Below are 18,877 nucleotides of genomic sequence, written 5' to 3'. Positions count from 1 at the left end.
ATCGCGCGCGAATGAGCCACGAGCACGCCGTCGAGGTCGTGGGGGTCTCGAAACGCTTCGGCGTGGTTCAGGCGCTGCGCGACGTGTCGGTCGGTTTCGCTCCCGCTACGGTGACGGCGCTCGTCGGCGAGAACGGGGCCGGCAAGTCGACGCTCATGCGCATGCTGGAGGGAGAGCATCAGCCGGACAGCGGGCACGTCCTTGTCGACGGCAAACCCGTGTCGCTTTCCTCGCCGCGCGCCGCGCATGCGCTCGGCATCCGGGTTATCCACCAGGAACCGGAGATCATTCCGGAGCTGACCGTCGCGGAGAACATCTTCATCGGCGACATGCGTTCACGCGGCGCGGTCTTCCTGGACCGTGCCGACCTGATCCGCCGCACTGGGGACCTGCTGCGCACCTTCGCAATGGACGAGGTCCTGTCCCCGACGCAGCGATGCGAGGGGCTGAGCCCGGCGTTGCGGCAGCTTATCGAGATCATGCGGGCGCTCAGGCCGGGCGCGCGGCTGATCGCCTTCGACGAGCCGACATCGTCGCTCACCGAGGACGAAGCCGGACGCCTTTTCAGCGTGATCCGCCGCCTCAAGGCCGATGGTGTCGCCATTGTCTATATCTCGCACCGGCTGCGCGAGATAGTCGGCCTTGCCGATCGCTGCGTCGTCATGCGCGATGGCCAGCGGGTGGCCGACGAGCCCATGGCGCGTCTGGACGAGGCCAAGATGGTCCGCCTGATGGTCGGCCGACCGGTCAGCGACCTGTTCAACCGCCGCCAGCGCACAGTCGGCCCGGTGCTGCTGAAGCTGTCCGGGGTGGCGACGTCGAAGATCCACGATGTCAGCCTCGAAATCCGCGCCGGCGAGATCGTCGGCCTGGGCGGCCTGGTGGGCGCGGGACGCACCGAGGTCGCCCGCGCCATCATCGGCGTCGATCCGCTTGTTGCCGGGAGCATGGAGGTGTCTGGCGCCGCATACCTGCCGCGCGAGCCGTCGGACTCGGTGCGCGCCGGCATTGGCCTGGTGCCGGAGGACCGCAAGCAGGAGGCGCTGCTGCTGCAGCAATCGGTGCGTGCCAACGTCAGCCTGGTCGTGCCCGACAAGATTTCGCGCCTCGGCTTCTTCAGCCACCGCAGGGAGCGGGCGCTGGTTGACCACCATGTCTCCCAACTGCGGGTGAAGACGCCTTCAATCGACCAAGCGGTCGGCAAGCTCTCGGGTGGCAATCAGCAGAAGGTCGTCTTCGCCCGCTGGCAGGCGCGGGGGCCCAAAGTGCTCATCCTCGACGAGCCGACGCGAGGCATCGATGTCGGGGCGAAGGCCGAAATCTACCGGCTCATCGAGAGCCTCGCCGAGCAGGGCCTCGCCATCCTGCTGATTTCGTCGGAAATGCCCGAGCTTCTCGGCCTAGCGAACAGGGTGATCGTCATGCAGGACGGCACCGTCAGCGGCGAGCTTGCATGGCAGGACGCGACGGAAGAGATGGTGCTGGCGCTGGCGATGCGCCCCGAGACCGAGTTTAGGGAAAGGAAAGCATCGTGACCGCCGACATCACCAACGTTCGCCCGGCGTCCAGAGGCTGGTTCAGCCGGATCGGCGCCCAGAACGTCAGCCTGCTGATCTCACTGGTCGTACTGCTTGCCATATTCGGTGCGCTTCGTCCCGACGTGTTCTTCACGCCGCGCAACTTGATCAATATCGGGCTTGCGGTCACCATTCTCGGCATTCTCGCCATGGCCCAGACTGTCGTGATCGTATCCGGAGGGCTTGATATTTCGGTCGGCTCGATCGTCGGATTGAGCACCATGGTCCTGGCTGTGGCATTACAGGAGACAGGCTCGATACCGCTGGGCATCCTTGCCTGCCTCGCGGCTGGCTTGCTGGCCGGCGCCGTCAACGGGCTGATCATCGTCTATGGACCGGTGAACGCGGTTATCGCGACGCTCGGCACGATGTCCGCGTTCCGCGGGCTGGCCTATCTGATGAACAACGGCAACTCGATCCCGATCGTCGGAGACGGCCTACGCCTGCTCGGCACCGGCACGCTGCTCGGCCTGCCCTTCGCGATCTGGCTGCTGATCGCGGTTATGGCGGCGTTCATCGTGTTCACCCGCGAGACGATCGTGGGACGCAACATTTATGCGATGGGCGGAAATCCCACGGTCGCCCGGCTCGCCGGCATAGCGGTGCACCGCTACCAGGTCGGCATCTATGCGATGAGCGGCTGCGCGGCGGCCATTGCCGGCATCGTGCTGGCCAGCCGCACTATGTCAGGCCAGCCGGCTTCGGGCAGCCAGGGACTCGAACTCGAGGCGATCACGGCAGCCATCCTTGGCGGCTGCGCCTTGCAAGGCGGCAAGGGCACCATCGTCGGGGCCATGCTGGGCGTGCTGATCATAGGCGTGCTGAACAACGGCATGATCCTGACCAGCGTGCCGACCTTCTACCAATTGCTCGCAAAGGGGGCCCTGCTGATCCTCGCTGTGATCGTCCAGGAACGCCAGCGCACTCGGAACGGGGAATAGGCATGTCGCCAGGGCGCGTCAGCCAAATCCTGAGCAGCTTCGGCGCCGTCTGGATCGCCGTCGCCGGTCTCTATGTCGTGTCGGGGCTGCTGTCTCCGGCCATGTTCAGCACTGGCCAGGTGATCAACATCCTGCAGGTTGCGTCTTTCCTCGGCGTCATCGCCGCCGGCCAGACGATCGTGATCCTCACCGGCGGCATCGATCTTTCCCAGGCAGGCGTGGTGACGCTGACCAACATCGTCGCGGCAAGCCTGATGGCAGGCCTCAGCGAGAATATTCCGCTGGCCGTGGGCATGGTCGTCTTCCTGGCGCTGGCTGTCGGCGCCATAAACGGGCTTTTGGTCGCCGCGCTTGGAATCACGCCGCTGATCGCCACGCTCGGCATGAACTCGATCCTGTTCGGCGCAGCACTGGTCTACACCGGCGGCGCGCCGTCCGGCGGCACGCCGGCGTCGTTCCAGTGGGTGGGCAACGGCGCGCTTTTCGGCCTACCCGTGCCGACGCTGTTCTGGATCGCGCTGACTTTTTTGCTTCTGGTGATGACACGCAAGACGGTCTGGGGCAGGCGGCTCTATGCCACCGGCGCCAATCCGCGCGCAGCAGGCATGATGGGCGTGTCGACGCTCCGGATAGACCTGTCGGCCTATATGCTGTCGTCGCTGACGGCCGCGTTCGGCGGCCTTTTGCTGACGGCCTATACAGGTTCCCCCTCGCTCGGCATCGGCAACCAGTTCATGCTCACTTCGGTGGCCGCCGTGGTCGTCGGCGGGGCTGCGCTGACCGGCGGGGCGGGGAGCGTTCTGGCCACCATGGGCGGCGCCGTGTTCATCACCGAACTGTCCAGCTTCACCAACATCATACGAGTATCGAGCGGCACCCAACTGGTCGTGCAGGGCCTGCTGATCCTGGTCAGCGTCCTTGCCTACCGCGTGCTGTCGATGTCGCGTCGAACGGGTTCGGCCATTTGAGCCGACTTACTGCAACGGAGGAAAGCAGCATGAAGACCTTGTTTCATTCTTCAATAAGCCGCCGGGCCGTATTGAGCGGTGCGGCGGGACTGGCCGCTGGCCTGGCGCTCGGTACCCGGGCATTCGCCCAGGAGGGGGCGCAACTCACGCCGGTTGGCGCGATGGTGAAGGGCATGGCCAAACCCGGTCCCTATCGCATCGGCTTCTCCAACGGCTTCTCCGGCAATTCCTGGCGCGCCATGGCGATCGCAGCGCTGCAGGCGGAAGCCAAGAAGACGCCTGACATCGCCGAGTTCATCGTGGTCGACGGCCAGGGCGACATCAACAAGCAGGTGAACGACATCGAGACGCTCGTGAACCAGCAGGTCGACGCAATTCTTGTCATCGCCAATTCCGGATCGGCGGTGGCGCCGGTGCTGAAGAGCGCGACCGACGAGGGTGTAGTCACCGTGCCGTTCAACCTTCCCGTCGATGGCGAGGGCTGGAGCACCTATGTCGGCACCGACCCGGTCAAGAAGGGCGGCGTCCTCGGCAAATGGCTCAACGATGCCCTGGGCGGCAAAGGCAAGGTGGTCGCGCTGGGCGGACTGCCGGGCAATTCCTACACCGCCGCCGGCTGGGAGGGCGCACAGAAGGCGTTCGCTCCCGGCATCGAGGTGCTAACATTCAAGGACGCCTTCTGGGAAGAGGACAAGGCGAAGGTCGTCATGGCCGATCTCATTGCCGCCTATCCTGAGATCGACGGCGTCTGGTGCGACGGTGGGCAGAACGCGGCGGGCGCCATGAAGGCGCTGCTCGCCGCCGGCAAGCCGCTCGTCCCGGTCACCGGCGACGACTACAACGGGCTCCTGAAACTCTACAAGGCCGAGAAGCCGAACCAGCCGAAATTCGATATCGGCCTTCTGTCCGAGCCGACCTGGCAAGGTATCTTCGCGCTCCGCGCCGCGGTCAGTCTGCTCAAGGGCGAGGAAGTCGCCAAGCAGCAGATCCTGACACCGTCGCTGATCACCGCCGCGAACTACGAAAAGTACCTGCGGCCCGACCTGCCGGACGGTGTGTTTGCCGACACCTCGCTCACCGACGACGAACTGCGCGCCATCTTCAAGTCGTAAGGCGCTCCGTGGCCGAAGCGCTTCTTACGGTTTCCGGCGTCCATAAGAGATTCCCCGGGGTGCTTGCCCTGAAGGGAGTCTCTTTTGATGTGCGACCGGGCGAGATCCATGCCCTGGTCGGCGAGAACGGCGCCGGCAAATCGACGCTGATGCGCATCGTCGCCGGCGTTCATCCTCCCGACCAGGGCAGGATGTCCGTCGAGGGCCGGGAAGTCGAGATCAACTCCCCGGCCGACAGCTTCGAACTGGGGATCGCCATGGTCTACCAGGACACGCGCCTGGTGCCGACGCTCGACGCCGCCGCCAACATAGCGCTCGGGCGCGAGCCCGGGCGCGTTTTTGTCAACCAGCGCCGGTTGCGCGACGAAGCGCGCTCAGCGCTTGAGGCGATCGGCTCCGATGTGGACATGCGTCGGCCGGCCGGCGACCTGTCGAGGGCCGAGCGGCAGCAGGTGGAGATCGCCCGTGCCTTGTCGCGCAATGCCCGCATTCTCATTCTCGACGAACCGACCTCGGCCCTGACCGCCTCGGAGACCGAAGAGCTTTTCGTCCTCCTCAAGCGGCTGCGCGCCGAGGGCAGGGGTATCGTCTTCATCTCGCACCGCCTGAACGAGGTCATGGAACTGGCCGACCGCGTCACCGTGATGAAGGATGGAGAGGTGGTCGGTACCGTTCCGATCGGGGAGACTTCTCCCGACAGGATGGTCGCCATGATGGTCGGCCGGTCCGTCGACCTCGTGTATCCCGCGCGCGCGGATGCAGTCGGAGAGCCGCTTCTGGCCGTCAACGCTCTCAGTGTCGACGACCGGTCGCCCGAACTCTCGCTCGCCGTCAGGAGCGGCGAGATCCTGGGGCTGGCCGGCGTCCAGGGTGGCGGCCAGCAAGCGGTGGCGCGTGCCCTGTTCGGATTGGGCGGCGCAGTTACCGACATGGTGCTGGACGGCAAGACCTACGCGCCCGCATCTCCGGCGGAGGCGATTGCCGCCGGCGTGGTCTACGTGCCGGCCGACCGGCAGGCCGAGAGCTTGTTTCTTCATCACACGATTCGGGAAAACGTTGCTCTGCCGGAGATAGCAAGGTTTGCCCGTGCTGGCCTGCTCGATGCCGCCTCCGAACGCGTGGCAGTCACCGAGCAAACGACGCGCCTCGCCGTCAAGGCGCCGTCCATCGAACAGGCTGTCGTCACGCTCTCCGGCGGCAACCAGCAGAAGATCGTCTTCGCGCGCTGGTTCTTGTCCTCTCCGCGCATCTACATTTTCGACGAGCCGACCCAGGGTGTCGATGTCGCCACCAAACTCGAGCTTTACCGGCTCATCCGGCAGCTTGCTGTGCAAGGAGCGGGCGTCGTCGTGGTCTCGGCCGACCTGATCGAACTCATCAACCTGTCCGACCGCATCCTCGTCTTTTCGGAAGGCCAAATTGTCGACGAACTTCCGGCCGCCGAGGCGACGGAAGAGCGGCTGGTCGCCGGTTTTACGCGCGGTGCGGCGGCAGCGAGGACCGAAGCAATGCCGGCGGAGCCGCGCCGGCGTGCAAGGCGGCCGATGCTTGCGCGTTACGCGCCGACGCTGATTCTCGCCACCCTTACGCTTGCCATCGTCGCCGCGACTGCAGCGGCCACGCCCTATTTCTTGACGCCGCGCAATTTTGCCTCGATCGCCAATCAGTCCGCGCCGCTGATCATCGCGGCGTTGGGCCAACTCGCCGTCATCCTGCTCGGCGGCATCGACCTGACCGTAGGTCCCGTCATCAGCCTGGTGACCGCCATCGCCTCACATCTTCTTGCGCCGGATTCCGGCCTGCCCATCCCCATCGGCCTCGCCGCCTGCCTGGCGACGGGGCTGCTCGTCGGACTGTCCAACGGCCTGATCATCGAGAAGCTGAAAATCCCGGATCTGGTCGCCACGCTGGCGACTTTTTCCGTGGTCCAGGGCCTTGCCCTGATCGTGCGGCCGGCGCCGGGCGGAGGGTTCAACGCCGATCTCGGTGCGGCCATCCTGATCCGTTGGGGTTATGTACCGCTGATCTTCCTGGCCGCGCTGCTCTTTGCCCTCGCGTTCGAACTCATCCTTTTGAGGGCCCGCGCGGGTGCCCGCCTCTATGCGACCGGTGCGAGCCCCGAGGCGGCCAAGGTCGTCGGCATCTCGCCCGGCCGGGTCCGCATCGCCGCCTACACTTTTAGCGGGCTCGCGGCCTCGGTGGCCGGGCTGATCATTGCGGCGCGAATCGGATCGGGCGATCCGCAGGCGGGTTCGGCTTTCACGCTGGCGTCGGTGACAGCGGTGGTTGTCGGCGGCACGCCGATCCTCGGCGGGTCGGGCACGGCGTTCGGCACTTTCGTCGGCGCACTGCTTGTCATGCTCATCCAGAACGTACTTAACCAGCTCCATGTCTCCGCCTACTGGCAATATGTCTGGACGGGGGCGCTGACCCTGGTCGCGGTTTGCTTCTTCGCCTTGCGCGGGGATGCGGGCCGAGGTGCCGGGGGACGGTGGCTGAGACGGATTTCGTCGGGGAGGTCGTGAAATGACTGTTGTGCGCGAAGTCTATGCCGCGAAGGACAAGCTCGGCGAGGTTCCCGTCTGGGATGTCGCGGAGCAGGCGCTGTACTGGGTGGACATCGAGGGCTGCCGGCTGCGCCGGCTCGACCATGCCTCGGGGAAGGTCGACGAGTGGACTTTTCCCGAGCGTATCTGCTCCTTTGCGCTGCGCGAACGCGGCGGCCTGATCTGCGCGCTGGCCAGCGGCCTCGTCTTCTTCGATCCGGCCACGGCCCACATCGACTGGATCGCTAGACCGGAGGCGCATATTTCGCGCAACCGCTTCAACGAGGGCAAATGCGACAGGCAGGGCCGGTTCTGGGTCGGCACGATGGACGACCGGCTTTCCGAGCATACGGCCGCGCTCTACCGCGTGGATACCGACCTGACGGTCACGCAAATCGAGACGGGGATCGGCATCTCCAATTCGCTGGCCTGGAGTCCCGACGAGAAAACGTTCTATTTCGCGGACACGATGGACAGCGCCATTCATGCCTACGACTTCGACCGCGACACCGGGACCATCTCGCGAAAGCGCTTGTTCGCCTCGACAAAAGGCTCCGCCGCCGCGCCTGACGGCTCGACCATCGATGCCGAAGGTTTTCTCTGGAATGCGCAATGGGACGGCTGGCGCCTGGTGCGTTATTCGCCGGAAGGACAGGTCGACCGTATCGTGGAACTGCCTGTCCAGAAGCCGACGAGCTGCATGTTCGGCGGCCCCGACCTCAAAACGCTCTTTGTGACGACGGCGATCTGGGACCTTGAAGGCGAAGCGCTTTCCCGCCAATCCTTGGCAGGCTCGCTCCTGGCTATTGACGTGGGAGTGGCTGGCATGGCCGAGCCACGCTTCCGTGGATAGTCGGCATCCGAGAGGCAGAAAACCCTGGCACAGCGCAAATTTAAACCTCTACCGGGCCGGGTACTATGGCAATATACTGCTGCCTGCACGTATTTCGGGCTGTTGCGGGGCGCGCGGTGAGCCGCATGGACGTGCCTAAGCTAACAACAGCAAGACCAGAGGCGACTCGCCCCTCCCTTGGCACATGATGCCGCGGAGAACGGGCCGTTCCACATGCCGTCAGAGTTGACCTATGTTTGCCCAACCACGCATACCGATTGAGGTTATAGTGGATGGCTGTGCGAGGAGCTTACGCAAAGCCTCGCAGGCCACATCGGATAACAGCGTCCTAGTCGTCGAAGACGCGGTTTGAGAGGAAGTTGGCGCGCAGACATTACCAGTCCTGACGACGGAAGCTTTCGGCGCGGTCAACCGCAGCGCGTCGAAGGGACAAAGGTGCAGAATGACGATGATGACCCCACGGGACGAAATCCCGACGCGAGACAAGCCGATGATACCAACGCACCCTCAAGTGCGTGCCGGTGTTTGGCTGCCCGCGACGCGGACTTCATCGAGGCCAGCCGCCACATGTGCCGCACTGAAAGGCCGGACATATGGGCGCACCGCCTCCCGCAGGCCAAAGTCTCAACCACATCCTTGGCCTGAAGGGGCCGTTCCACATATGCTACTAGTACCGGAAGCGTCGAAGTCCCTCCCAGACGGGTTGCCTAGCCTATCGCCTTCGCTGGATGGTTACGCCCGGTCTGAGTTGGTACGCCTTTTGCAACGCGTTGGTTGGCCTGTCTCCTCCTTGGCTCCGATGTACGAAATCGGGAAATTGCAGACCGCCGTGCCAAGGGCGAATTGGAATGAATGGTCCGGCCGTCGTTTTTGGCTCGTTCACAATAGTGGAGGCAATCAAGAGTAAACTAAGCCATTGTTGCGGTCGACTTGGGTTTGCCGAAAGTGACTTTTGTGGTTCCGTTCGGACCATAATAGACATCTGGTGACCTGTAGACACCAGTTTTCCCGCTGTATATCGTGCGTACCTCGTCATGCGTCAAAGGTGTTGCATTCTTGGGTAACTTATCTGCGACCACGTCAGCCGTTGCTGAGGGTAAATTGAAAGTGCAGCGCAAGCGACATGCCATTTAATTCTGCCCTCCATCGGAAGTATTTGCTCAATTATCTTTGCAAATACTCCCCATGAAATCGAGGAAAATTTCCCTTCTATCGATTTGACACTAGAAATTCAACCAGTGGATAGGTTACTCTATCTCCTCAACTAACACACCCGCCACGCCATCGTTCCCACCGATAAAGTCGTCGTCGGCTGCTCCCCCGATGAACAGGCAGCAGCGCCGCGCCGACGAGCGGGAGGCGAGCACACTGATCACTACCAGCTAGCGATGTGGCTTTTGCGGAGTCCAAGAAACCGCTCTGTGATAATCGAGCACTTAGGCAATAGGTGTCGGACGTCCTTACGGGTCAACATGTTTGCGATGTCGACTTTTCGGCGTAAGTGGCTTCTCGCCAGACCTTGGTCTGAAGCGTTCAGACCGCCGTCCAATTGTCAGTACCGGCGAATGCCGGTAAGTCGACTGCATGGCGAAGTCATTGTCGCGTTTTTTCCGGGGCCTGCGGGCGCGGTACAATGCGTTCAGCCTTTCGGTCCGCTTCGCCCTGATCGGTAGCGCGGTCATGTGCGGGGCGGCAATCATCGCCGGATACTGGTTGACAAGCGTGATCTCGCAAGGCGTGGTCTCCAACACCGCCGGCGCGACGGCGCTCTTCATGGACAGCTATATCGGGCCGCTCGCCCAGGAACTCGACACGACCGATACGCTGTCGATCGGCCCTATCCGGGCGATCGAGGAACTGCTGGACGGCAGCGAGTTCGGGAAGCGCGTGGTGTCCATCAAGATCTGGAAGCCGGACGGGCTGATCGCCTATGGGGAAGACGACACGATGATCGGCCGGCGTTTTCCGGTGTCCGAAAGCCTGCGCAAGGCGTTCGCTGGCGGCATCGTCGCGGAACTTGACGAACTCGACGACGAAGAGAGCGCCAACGAGAAGGCATCAGGACTGCCGCTGCTCGAAATCTACAGTCCGATCCGTGAGGCCTGGACCGGTCACATCATCGCGGTCGCCGAGTTCTACGAGGACGCCACGGACCTGCAGGCGACGCTGCGCAGGGCGATGGTGCAGACCTGGCTGCTGGTCGCGACTATGATGCTGATGATCGGTGCCGCGCTGTTCGGTATCGTGCACCGGGCGAGCACGGTCATCGAGCGGCAGCGCGAGGCGCTCCGGATACGGATGAGCGAGGCCATGCGCGCCGCCGAGCAGAATCGGCAGTTGCGGCTGCGCGTCGAGCGCGCGGCCGGACGGGCAAGCGAACTCAACGAGCGGTTCCTTCGCAGGGTCGGGGCCGACCTGCATGACGGGCCGGCCCAATTGATCAGCCTTGCGGCGCTGCGGCTGTTGGGGTTGGCAAACGGATCGACAAAGGCGGCGCGGCTTTCCGAAATGACCGTGGTCAAGAGCGCGCTGGACGAGGCGATGCGCGAGATAAGGGACATTTGCGGCGGGCTTTCGCTGCCGGATATCGAAAACAAGCCGCTTGCCGCGATCATCCGCGACTTGGCGCAAGCGCATGAGCGCCTGACCACGACGCCGGTGGCGCTGGATTTTGGCCCGCTGCCCGAAAAGCCATCGGCGGCGTTGAAGATCTGCGTCTTCCGGTTCGTGCAGGAGGGGCTCAGCAACGCCTTCCGTCATGCCGGGGGTGTCGACCAGCGCGTCGAGGCAGTCGCCAGCGGCGAGACGCTGACCATGCGCGTGCGCAACGGCCCTGCCAGCGGACAGGCGGCGTCGGAAAGCGGCGGCCTCGGCCTGGCGGGGCTTCGCGAACGGATCGAGAGCCTCGGTGGCGCCTTCACGTTCGAAGCGCCCGAAGGCGGCGAGGCGGTGATGACCCTGGCGATCGATGTGACAGCGGGAGCAAACGATGCCTGAACGCAAGACAGTGATCGTGGTCGACGACCACCCCCTATACCGCCGCGGGGTCGTGAAAACGCTAGCCGGCGAGGGCCGCTTCGACGTGGTCGCCGAGGGCGCCAGCGCCGCGGAGGCGGTCAGGCTGGCGGGCGAACTGAAGCCGGACGTGATGCTGCTCGACATATCAATGCCCGGCAACGGCGTGGAGGCAGCCCGGCAGATCGCGGCCGCGCAGCCCGGCATCAACATTGCCATGCTGACGGTTTCGGAAGCCGACGACGACATCATGAGCGCGCTGCAGGCGGGCGCGAAGGGCTACATCCTGAAGGGCGTCGGCGCGGACGAACTGATCGGCATACTGGCGGGCATCGCGCGGGGCGAATCCTACGTCTCGCCGGGCCTTGCCGCCCGGCTGCTGGTCAGCCTGAAAACCCGTCCGGCGGCCGCACCTCCGGCGGACTCGCCCTTGGCCGCCCTGACGGCGCGAGAGGAACAGATTCTCAAGCTGGTCGCCCAGGGGCTGAGCAACAAGGAGGTCGGCCGAAAGCTCGACCTGCAGGAGAAGACGGTCAAGCACTACATGACCAACATCCTGCAGAAGCTCAACGCGCGCAATCGCGTTGAGGCGGCGGTGCTGGCCAAGGAAAGCTGGAAAAAGCAATCTTAGAGCGAGATGAGACTAGCTTGAAGCATTCTGCAGGGCTGGTTTGGGCCAAATCCGTCGGGCTTTGTCTCGTCCGGGCCCCACCCCGGCCTGCGACCAAGCCCTCGACTTTGGCCCAAACCGTCGCCGGCAGAACGCTTCAATCTAATTTCTTCTCGCTCTTGTGAGTCTTTTTGCCGCGCGATCCGGCGCGAAACGTTCTCCCTGGGCGCGCTGAGGCTTCAGGGCATCGCCGCGCGGAGCCGCGCTGTGTCGGAAGTGCGGGCGGGCCTGCTGACCACGTTGCGTCGCGCCGGGTCCACCAGCGAGTAGATCGAGCCTTTCACGCGCTCGCTCCAGCCGTCGGCATAACGCACTTCGAGCACGCCGTTGGCGGAAGAGGACCAGACGACACGGCCTCGGCTTTTGAGCGAGTCGAGATATCGTCCGACGCTGCGGCCGTGACCCTTGCCGCTGTCCTCGCCACGGCCCCTGCCGCCATCGTCGCCACGATCTTCGCCGCCATCGTCGTCGCCGCCGCGTCCCTTTCCACCGTCATCACCGCCGCTGTGGTCGCTTCCGCCACTGCCGCTATGATCGCCGCGATCATGGTCGCTGCCGCCGCCTCCGCTGCCGCCATCCTTGGCGATCGCGGCGGCCATGGGCAGGCCGGCATAAAACGTCGCCGTGGCGGCAGGCAGCATCAGTGCCGCGAAAGCAACCCGCAAGACGGGTGCCAGCGCGCCGGACACGCGGCGAGAGGCATCGCGCCGGCCGCTTCTTCCAGCATCAAATCCGGTCTTGACCATGACCATACATTACATCGCGTGCGTGCCGGGGTCGTCGGACCTTAGTCTGAAAATCGGCAGGCTCTAGGACCGGCCCGCCGGATGGCTAACCGGTCCTGGAAAGTCGGGTCACTTGTGGTTCGGGCCGTCGTCGTGGCCGCCACGGTCGCCCTTGCCGCTGTCGCCACCACCGCGCGTCTTGCCGCCCTTTTCATCGCCACCGCGCGACTTTTCGCCGCGATCGTCGGCGCCCCTGTCGTCTTTGCCGCCGCCGCGCACGCCGCCACGGTCATCGCCCGGGGCGTCGTCCCGGCCGCGCGCCTGGCGGATATGTCCCGCAGGATCATCGGCGCCTTTGCGGGCGAAGGCCTTGGCTTCCTTGACAGTGGGGGTCATGCCGGCGAACTGAAGCGAGACGGGCGCAGCGGCAAAACCGGAGGCCAGCGCGGTGAGGGCGAATGCCGCGCTCATGCGGCGGAAGAGAAGCATCGTCATTTAAAACCTCCTGGGCGGGTGTTGCAGTCCACTTGGTGCGGACAGACAGGAGGTTAGGCGGATCGCGGCGCCGGTTCGATCCGGCCGAGACCATTGCGGTCCGGACCAGACCAGGGTCCGAATATCGCTGGCCGATGATCCGAGATTTAGCGGACCGGCGGCGCGAGGTGTGTCCGCGATATTGGACTGCCGCATTGGCGCAGCCTGGCATCGGCCGGCACTGGTGGCCTTCTTGCGGTGCTCGGAGCTTTCGCCAACTTCTTAGCGCTCTCACTGATGCCGGCGCCCAAGGTCACTGCCTCCCGCGTTCTTTCGCGGTCGGGGTGAAAGCGGGGCAGACACTTTCTGGTCGATCTACCGGCATTGGCGGCGCGGTCCGCCTCCATAAGGCTGATAGGAATTGTCTTGCGAATTGTAGGATTGATAGCGCGCCAAGCACAGAGCCTTGTGTCTTGCGTCGACGGTCGCCGATAAGCCGACATCGGCTCGACCGATAACCGCTTCCGGGTGAGCAACACGCGCTTGGTCGGTCCTATTCGTTCCTTCGCTGAACGGGGAGACACAATTTCGCTGGACGCCTTTGTAGGACGTGTAGCTGTTCTCCACCGCGCTGTATGAACGATAGTGTTCAGTGCACCACCGGGTGTGGTCCATCATCGTTGCGTTGGACGCCGTGGAGGCGGCAGCAGCTGGAGACCCTCGATCGGGAAGTGCGCCGGTAACCATCATGTCCACAGGCGAAGCATTGCTTGCTGCTCCGGAACCCATGTAGGTCGGCGCCTCTTGTCTTAAAGTTCGGGCGGCCCCCACCACTGATCCAGTTGAGGACGTGCCCTTGTCAATTCCCCACGCCGGAACCGGTCGAGGATGGCTGATGAAGATGGCCCCACCAGCAATCGCGATCGTTGCGACGAAACCGCTCAATCCCGTAAGAAAAAAGCCCATCTGCGCTCCTTGGCCTGAGGGTTCTCCCAACGACCACATTCAGCCGGCGTGACGCTCGCGTTCCAGGATCTTGGCGCAGTTTGGGCAGGTTACCTCGCCGTTTCGAAGGAGCTTGGCGCCGGCTGGAATGTCGCCGCCGCCACAGCGCTTCCAGAATGCCTTCCCCTTGTTCGGCATATCCGTCTCCTCAACGGCGTGGATCAAACCGTGGAGGTCAACGGCGATTAAGAAGCTTTCGTTGCCGTGATCCGCCATGGAGTGCTCTTCTGAGGGTGCCAAACCCCGGCTCGGGGCCGAGGTTTGCGCCACACCCCAATCAGTCCATGACGTGGATGATCTTGTGGGTACCTGGGTCGACCAGCACAGTTCGGTTGTCCACAACCGTGTAACGATACGTCTGGTCGGGGATTTCATGAAGCTCCACCGTGTCTGGAACGGTGTTTCCGACGTTCAGCTCGACGCCGGGAAGCTTGATCGAAGCGAGCGGCTCCTTCTTCACATACTCGCGGATCACTGTTTCCTGTTCCGGCTTGATGACGACGACGTCCTGCGCCATCGCAGAACCAGCGGATGCAGCGAGCGCCAAGCCAGCTACAGCAGATGTGAGGTAGGCTTTCATAACAATCTCCCTGAGGACTGAATTTGCTTCGCTTTGTTCGAAGCTGCCCATCAAACGGCTCCTTGTTCAGCAGGTTCCGGCGTAGGTCTCAGGGCCTATCGGCGATGGGACTTATGTCCCAATGTTCACACGCATTGGTCCCATAAAGACCGCCGTTTGGAACGTTCGCTAGTCTGCTGCCGTTTGCTGCCCAATCAAAAGGAGGCAGTCAGGGACAACAGCGTTTATCAGGCACGGTGGCTTTTCTACCCGGTCATCGCTGCGGGCCTTGCATTCCTGAGCCTGGGAGTGATTGTCAGTTGAGTTCGCAGTTTCACAGATGCGCAGCTCCCGTCCCTCACTGCGCAGACAGGCCCTTGCACCAACAGGCCAAAGGGTTGTTGCCCGTCGCCGGGCCTGTCAAAAGCTATACTCGGCGACGGGCGCATCTTGGAGGTTGGCGTATGCAGGCTCGCCGCGAAGCACAGGCATTCCGACCAGACGAAATCAAGCTATTGCAGGAGTGCTACGACACGATCGTGGCAAGGCGCTTCCTGGATTCGCGATCGGAACGAGTAGGGGAAATCGCAAGCGCGCTCATCCTTGCTTTCCAGCGCGGCGTTCGCGGGCGCGATGAACTTATCGGGCTCGCCGACCTTCCAAATCAGTCAACCGAGGGGGCCGACATCTAACGTCTGGAGGACAGACATCATGCGTCCTGACCCGCATCTCTTTCGAGCCGCCGACTTCCTCAGCCGGCCGCCGGGTTTCTATTTCATCCTTCTTCTGATGTTCGGATGCACGCTACTGGTTCCGTTGGGATTGAGCGCCGACTTCATCACCTTCGGTCTGAGTGTCGCGGCAATCGTCATCACCGGTGTCGTGCTCGTTCAGGGGTACCGCGACACTGCCGCGATCCATGCGAAGCTCGACGAGATCGTTGTGGCTTTACGGGAGACACGCAACGACGTGGTCGGCCTGGAGCACGAAGACCCGAAGCATATTCGGGAAACCGTCCGCCGCTTGGAGCGCGAAGCCCACCAGATGCCGCCCTGGCCAGGAGACGACTAGATCGCTGCCTCGAATTCCACAATCGCGATGGAGTTCCTCAGCTTCCCTCGAACGCGCAGTATAGGGCGAGCCACTTCATCCACAGGCTTGGACATGCAGTGTTACATCATTACAGCCACTCGTCAGTGACCATGGCACCCGATGAGGGATGGCATGTCTGCTTTCCTGCGTAAACTGAGTAAGTAACGTCAGCGCGGCGTAAAATCGACGCCGACGCGTTTGAAATAGAATAACCGCAGTCTGAGCCTTAATCATCACATTACCCTGTGTTCATCTCTCGAAGCTTTGTTACGAACTGTTGCGGTCGCAACCAGATGCCGGGCGTCTTGTACCCCATGGATTGCGCGATCGACGCTACGAAGGCGTTGCAATTGTATACCGATGCTTGCCACGTCTGCGAACTGGCCTGTATCTTCCTGATGCTCGCGACGACGTCTTTGTATTCGGCTTCGGTCAGCATCACACGCCAGCTTGCGGAACGGTACTCCTCCTCAAGGTCGCCGTCGCTCCATCCTGTTTCGGCTGGGACCGGTACGAAGTGCCCGAGAACGTAGGGCACATTGCTGGTCGACGCCGGATGCAGCCCCGCGACCTCCGGATTAATCATCGCACCAGCCGAATTCGTCCGGCCGAAGACCACGTAGGTATGGCCATAGCTGAGAGCGTAACGGGAGCGGAACTCGATAAAATATCCTGTGTCGACGCGTTGAGCGGCATCCGGCGCCAACTCTTGCGGCTGTGCTGGCGCCGTCAGCACGGAAGTTGGAGCATTGGGTGCGAACGCGGATACGTATCGCGGTTGAGGGCTCTTGTCGCTCGACTGGCAGGCCGCCATCGCGAAAGCAAACAAACCAACATACGCCAGACGGTAACCGGCAAGCGTCATATTCTCGAATCCCAAAAGGCGACACCCCGGCCCATGACGCGACATAGATGTCGCGTCTCAGCTACCAGCAAACCCGATTGCGATTTGCTACAATCGCTCAAGTTTGATGGACTTTAGCTGCAAGGGGGCGCAGCCCCTCCAGGCTCAAACGAGGGGATGTTTACTTGTAGACAGGAGCCGGGGCAGTCTCCACGACGGCGGGGGCCGGAGCCTTTCCTTTGCCTTTGCCGATGTCCCAGCTGGCGCAAGCACTTAGGCTTGAAACAGCAATGGCGGCGGTTACTGCGATCAGAATTCTGCTCATCGGGTATCCTCTTCCAAGGCGGAATCAATGCGACGTAACAACCTCAGGCTAGGCCTGAAACACAGGGGAGCCTAGTGCAGGAAGGACACACCCGTTGAACGTTTGCCTAAATGGTTAAGCGACGGCTGGAACACCAAAAATTCACCGGTCTCAGCCAATGGGCGGATCAGAGTACCATCACCGCTGTGCCCTCCGGAGTGCGGTCGTAAAGATCGATGACGTCGTCGTTCGTCATGCGAATGCACCCGCTCGACACCGCGGTACCAATTGTCCATGGCTCGTTTGTGCCATGGATTCGAAATCTGGTGTCATCTCCCCCACGGTAAAGGTAGAGTGCGCGTGCGCCGAGCGGATTGTTCGGTCCGCCTGGAACGCCTCCGGCGTACTGCGCCAGCCGCGGCTTCCGCCTTATCATGCTTGCGCTGGGCGTCCAAGAAGGCCAGACGGCCTTACGTCCGATCGTCGCCCGTCCCTTCAACGTAAGACCTTCCTGACCGACACCGACTCCATACCGCATCGCGTAGCCGCCGCTTTCGATTGTGTAGAGAAAGCGTTCTGAGGTATCGACTACAATCGATCCTGCTGGTTCGCTCGAATCATATGCAACACGCTGCCGCTCGAAACGACGATCCAATGTTGTAGGGGAAGGACCACCAAGGTCTCTGATGGACGGCACGCAGCCGCTGCCCATAAGCGCGAGGCCCGCCAGCAACAAACTTCGCCGCGCAATGCATTCCGCAACCATTCAACGACCTTCCTCGTGCGCGCAGGCACCTTATCATTCGGCTCCATCCTGTCCATGTCTCCAGCCGAGTGTCCGAGTTGGCGCATGGAGACCTATCGGAACACTCCACAGGACGAACCTCTGCCGTCCCAGGAGTCCTGCCGAAGACTGCCGCCTGCTACCGCCAAATGCTATGATGTCATCAAAAAAGGAGCGACGATGAAGCCAGGCTTCGAGGGGAAGGTCGCAATTGTCTTTGGTGCTGGCTCTGGAATTGGCGCCGCTGTTTCCCGCCAACTCGCGGTGGGGGGAGCGGAGGTCGTAACCGCTGATCTGAACCTTGGCGCTGCCCATCAGGTCGCCACGGAAATCCGTGCTACGGGCGGTAAGGCGTACGATTTGGGGGTCGATGTCGCCGACGCCGTTGCCGTTCAGTCTTTGGTTGAGTTCGCGGTTCGGGAATGCGGGGGCCTGGATTTTGCCGTCAATAGTGCAGGAATTGGCGGCGCGCGGGCGTCCACGGCCGACTACCCGCTCGATGAATGGCGCAATTTGATGAGCGTCAACCTGAACGGCACCTTCTATTGCATGAAATATGAAATCGCAGCGATGCTGCAGAGGGGCGGAGGCGCCATCGTTAACATGTCGTCCGTCCTCGGTTCCGTCGGGCTGCCGACTGCTTCCGCCTATACAGCGGCCAAGCATGGAATCGTGGGACTGACCAAGGCCGCCGCAATGGAATATGCAAAAATGGGTATCCGCATTAATGCGGTGGGTCCCGGTTGGATCGATACGCCGCTGCTTTCCGAGTACTCCGAGGAAGCGACAGTACGGCGCATGCTGACGCTTCAGCCGATGGGCAGACGCGGCAAACCGGAAGAGGTTGCGGCTCTGGTTTGTTTTCTTCTGTCCGATGACGCGAGTTTCATAACCGGTAGCCTCCAGCTCGTTGATGGAGGTTACACGGCCCATTAGCACCCGGATGGGTAAAGTCCGGCCTCGTCGCCCGGGTGAAGCTCCTGAAAAGCGAGGACAACTGCGCCATGCTACGGTCGCGCATTTTCGAGAGGCGATTGTGTCGACTGACTCATCTCTTCGTGACGGTTGAGCTCGTGGGCGACGTTCCATTCCCGGAGCCGCGCCAGAACATCCTCGTCATTGAGGCTGTCTCCATAGCTTCCGAGGATGGACAATAGGTCAGACGGCCCACCTAGCTTTCGAACGGTCTCGTAAAGTTCGTGAGCGATTTTCGGTGACGTGAGACCCCAATCTCCTCCGGCTTGAGGGAGAGTCCTGGGTTTCGATTTAGGCCTCATGCGGCCTGTTTTTCCAGCGTGGATTTGATTGCGAACTCGACTGGCGGCATATTGCCGAGGGCCGAGTGTGGTCTGTGGTGGTTGTAGTCCTCCTTCCATGCGGTGATGGCGGTGCGGGCCTGTGTGAGCGT

General features: G+C 62.6%; 20 protein-coding genes. 11 read left to right on the top strand and 9 right to left on the bottom strand.

Annotation, left to right across the window (positions count from 1 at the left end):
* The first annotated feature begins 11 nt into the window (after positions 1 to 11).
* From ABMA59_RS34860 to ABMA59_RS34825, 8 genes are all read left to right on the top strand, one after another.
* Positions 12 to 1,535 (top strand): sugar ABC transporter ATP-binding protein, encoded by a 1,524-nt coding sequence (locus tag ABMA59_RS34860; protein ID WP_349009948.1) that lies wholly within the window; start codon positions 12 to 14, stop codon positions 1,533 to 1,535.
* On the top strand, positions 1,532 to 2,518 hold the full coding sequence (locus tag ABMA59_RS34855) for an ABC transporter permease (protein ID WP_349009947.1): 987 nt from the start codon (positions 1,532 to 1,534) through the stop codon (positions 2,516 to 2,518). Before ABMA59_RS34860 ends, ABMA59_RS34855 begins: the two co-directional genes overlap by 4 nt.
* 2 nt (positions 2,519 to 2,520) lie before the next feature.
* Positions 2,521 to 3,486: an ABC transporter permease gene (locus ABMA59_RS34850; protein WP_349009946.1), complete on the top strand. Its 966-nt coding sequence runs from the start codon at positions 2,521 to 2,523 to the stop codon at positions 3,484 to 3,486.
* Between the two features lie 29 nt (positions 3,487 to 3,515).
* Positions 3,516 to 4,598 (top strand): ABC transporter substrate-binding protein, encoded by a 1,083-nt coding sequence (locus ABMA59_RS34845; RefSeq protein ID WP_349009945.1) that lies wholly within the window; start codon positions 3,516 to 3,518, stop codon positions 4,596 to 4,598.
* Between the two features lie 8 nt (positions 4,599 to 4,606).
* Positions 4,607 to 7,123: an ATP-binding cassette domain-containing protein gene (locus tag ABMA59_RS34840; protein WP_349009944.1), complete on the top strand. Its 2,517-nt coding sequence runs from the start codon at positions 4,607 to 4,609 to the stop codon at positions 7,121 to 7,123.
* 1 nt (position 7,124) lies between these two features.
* On the top strand, positions 7,125 to 7,997 hold the full coding sequence (locus ABMA59_RS34835) for an SMP-30/gluconolactonase/LRE family protein (RefSeq protein ID WP_349009943.1): 873 nt from the start codon (positions 7,125 to 7,127) through the stop codon (positions 7,995 to 7,997).
* 1,596 nt (positions 7,998 to 9,593) lie between these two features.
* Positions 9,594 to 10,994 (top strand): sensor histidine kinase, encoded by a 1,401-nt coding sequence (locus ABMA59_RS34830; protein WP_349009942.1) that lies wholly within the window; start codon positions 9,594 to 9,596, stop codon positions 10,992 to 10,994.
* A complete protein-coding gene (locus ABMA59_RS34825; RefSeq protein WP_349009941.1) occupies positions 10,987 to 11,643 on the top strand; it encodes a response regulator in 657 nt (218 codons plus the stop codon). The genes ABMA59_RS34830 and ABMA59_RS34825 overlap by 8 nt, the downstream gene beginning before the upstream one ends.
* 218 nt (positions 11,644 to 11,861) lie before the next feature.
* On the opposite strand, the gene ABMA59_RS34820 is transcribed toward ABMA59_RS34825, so the two are convergent.
* From ABMA59_RS34820 to ABMA59_RS34805, 5 genes are all read right to left on the bottom strand, one after another.
* Complete coding sequence (locus ABMA59_RS34820) at positions 11,862 to 12,434, bottom strand: hypothetical protein (RefSeq protein WP_349009940.1); 573 nt, start codon at positions 12,432 to 12,434, stop codon at positions 11,862 to 11,864.
* 102 nt (positions 12,435 to 12,536) lie between these two features.
* On the bottom strand, positions 12,537 to 12,902 hold the full coding sequence (locus tag ABMA59_RS34815; RefSeq protein WP_349009939.1) for a hypothetical protein: 366 nt from the start codon (positions 12,900 to 12,902) through the stop codon (positions 12,537 to 12,539).
* 354 nt (positions 12,903 to 13,256) lie between these two features.
* Entirely contained in the window at positions 13,257 to 13,556 is a 300-nt protein-coding gene (locus ABMA59_RS37475; RefSeq protein WP_425476048.1) for a BA14K family protein, read from the bottom strand.
* A gap of 330 nt (positions 13,557 to 13,886) precedes the next feature.
* Positions 13,887 to 14,102, bottom strand: a complete 216-nt coding sequence (locus tag ABMA59_RS34810; protein ID WP_349009938.1) for a hypothetical protein — start codon at positions 14,100 to 14,102, stop codon at positions 13,887 to 13,889.
* Between the two features lie 61 nt (positions 14,103 to 14,163).
* Positions 14,164 to 14,466: a DUF1236 domain-containing protein gene (locus ABMA59_RS34805; RefSeq protein ID WP_349009959.1), complete on the bottom strand. Its 303-nt coding sequence runs from the start codon at positions 14,464 to 14,466 to the stop codon at positions 14,164 to 14,166.
* 443 nt (positions 14,467 to 14,909) lie between these two features.
* Here ABMA59_RS34805 and ABMA59_RS34800 point away from each other — a divergent pair, with 443 nt between their 5' ends.
* Together ABMA59_RS34800 and ABMA59_RS34795 are read left to right on the top strand one after the other, a co-directional pair.
* A complete protein-coding gene (locus ABMA59_RS34800) occupies positions 14,910 to 15,137 on the top strand; it encodes a hypothetical protein (RefSeq protein WP_349009937.1) in 228 nt (75 codons plus the stop codon).
* A gap of 19 nt (positions 15,138 to 15,156) precedes the next feature.
* Positions 15,157 to 15,516 carry a low affinity iron permease family protein gene (locus ABMA59_RS34795; protein ID WP_349003310.1) on the top strand — a complete coding sequence of 120 codons (360 nt, stop codon included), beginning with the start codon at positions 15,157 to 15,159 and terminating at the stop codon, positions 15,514 to 15,516.
* 259 nt (positions 15,517 to 15,775) lie between these two features.
* Here ABMA59_RS34795 and ABMA59_RS34790 read toward each other — a convergent pair whose 3' ends face one another.
* From ABMA59_RS34790 to ABMA59_RS34780, 3 genes are all read right to left on the bottom strand, one after another.
* On the bottom strand, positions 15,776 to 16,402 hold the full coding sequence (locus ABMA59_RS34790; RefSeq protein ID WP_349009936.1) for a hypothetical protein: 627 nt from the start codon (positions 16,400 to 16,402) through the stop codon (positions 15,776 to 15,778).
* A gap of 160 nt (positions 16,403 to 16,562) precedes the next feature.
* Positions 16,563 to 16,706, bottom strand: a complete 144-nt coding sequence (locus ABMA59_RS34785; protein WP_349005073.1) for an ABC transporter — start codon at positions 16,704 to 16,706, stop codon at positions 16,563 to 16,565.
* Between the two features lie 166 nt (positions 16,707 to 16,872).
* Positions 16,873 to 17,451 (bottom strand): L,D-transpeptidase, encoded by a 579-nt coding sequence (locus tag ABMA59_RS34780; RefSeq protein WP_349009935.1) that lies wholly within the window; start codon positions 17,449 to 17,451, stop codon positions 16,873 to 16,875.
* A 198-nt stretch (positions 17,452 to 17,649) separates the two neighbouring features.
* Here ABMA59_RS34780 and ABMA59_RS34775 point away from each other — a divergent pair, with 198 nt between their 5' ends.
* Positions 17,650 to 18,405 carry an SDR family NAD(P)-dependent oxidoreductase gene (locus ABMA59_RS34775; protein ID WP_349009958.1) on the top strand — a complete coding sequence of 252 codons (756 nt, stop codon included), beginning with the start codon at positions 17,650 to 17,652 and terminating at the stop codon, positions 18,403 to 18,405.
* A gap of 337 nt (positions 18,406 to 18,742) precedes the next feature.
* On the opposite strand, the gene ABMA59_RS37470 is transcribed toward ABMA59_RS34775, so the two are convergent.
* Positions 18,743 to 18,877: integrase core domain-containing protein (locus tag ABMA59_RS37470; protein WP_425475858.1), on the bottom strand; the 135-nt coding region annotated here is incomplete at its 5' end.

It is taken from the genome of Mesorhizobium yinganensis (assembly GCF_040081985.1).
GTDB lineage: Bacteria > Pseudomonadota > Alphaproteobacteria > Rhizobiales > Rhizobiaceae > Kumtagia > Kumtagia yinganensis.
The sequence above is the reverse complement of the archived record's forward strand: the minus strand, read 5'-3'. Positions and strand labels throughout refer to the sequence as shown.

Excerpts from the sequence above, each read along its gene's own strand:
- ABMA59_RS34835 (WP_349009943.1), top strand. The coding sequence starts at position 7,125 with ATGACTGTTGTGCGCGAAGTCTATGCCGCGAAGGACAAGCTCGGCGAG.
- ABMA59_RS34810 (WP_349009938.1), bottom strand. The coding sequence starts at position 14,102 with ATGGCGGATCACGGCAACGAAAGCTTCTTAATCGCCGTTGACCTCCAC.
- ABMA59_RS34800 (WP_349009937.1), top strand. The coding sequence starts at position 14,910 with ATGCAGGCTCGCCGCGAAGCACAGGCATTCCGACCAGACGAAATCAAG.
- ABMA59_RS34845 (WP_349009945.1), top strand. The coding sequence starts at position 3,516 with ATGAAGACCTTGTTTCATTCTTCAATAAGCCGCCGGGCCGTATTGAGC.
- ABMA59_RS37475 (WP_425476048.1), bottom strand. The coding sequence starts at position 13,556 with ATGGACCACACCCGGTGGTGCACTGAACACTATCGTTCATACAGCGCG.
- ABMA59_RS34805 (WP_349009959.1), bottom strand. The coding sequence starts at position 14,466 with ATGAAAGCCTACCTCACATCTGCTGTAGCTGGCTTGGCGCTCGCTGCA.
- ABMA59_RS34850 (WP_349009946.1), top strand. The coding sequence starts at position 2,521 with ATGTCGCCAGGGCGCGTCAGCCAAATCCTGAGCAGCTTCGGCGCCGTC.
- ABMA59_RS34815 (WP_349009939.1), bottom strand. The coding sequence starts at position 12,902 with ATGACGATGCTTCTCTTCCGCCGCATGAGCGCGGCATTCGCCCTCACC.
- ABMA59_RS34790 (WP_349009936.1), bottom strand. The coding sequence starts at position 16,402 with ATGACGCTTGCCGGTTACCGTCTGGCGTATGTTGGTTTGTTTGCTTTC.
- ABMA59_RS34825 (WP_349009941.1), top strand. The coding sequence starts at position 10,987 with ATGCCTGAACGCAAGACAGTGATCGTGGTCGACGACCACCCCCTATAC.
- ABMA59_RS34860 (WP_349009948.1), top strand. The coding sequence starts at position 12 with ATGAGCCACGAGCACGCCGTCGAGGTCGTGGGGGTCTCGAAACGCTTC.
- ABMA59_RS34780 (WP_349009935.1), bottom strand. The coding sequence starts at position 17,451 with ATGGTTGCGGAATGCATTGCGCGGCGAAGTTTGTTGCTGGCGGGCCTC.
- ABMA59_RS34785 (WP_349005073.1), bottom strand. The coding sequence starts at position 16,706 with ATGAGCAGAATTCTGATCGCAGTAACCGCCGCCATTGCTGTTTCAAGC.
- ABMA59_RS34795 (WP_349003310.1), top strand. The coding sequence starts at position 15,157 with ATGCGTCCTGACCCGCATCTCTTTCGAGCCGCCGACTTCCTCAGCCGG.
- ABMA59_RS34820 (WP_349009940.1), bottom strand. The coding sequence starts at position 12,434 with ATGGTCATGGTCAAGACCGGATTTGATGCTGGAAGAAGCGGCCGGCGC.
- ABMA59_RS34775 (WP_349009958.1), top strand. The coding sequence starts at position 17,650 with ATGAAGCCAGGCTTCGAGGGGAAGGTCGCAATTGTCTTTGGTGCTGGC.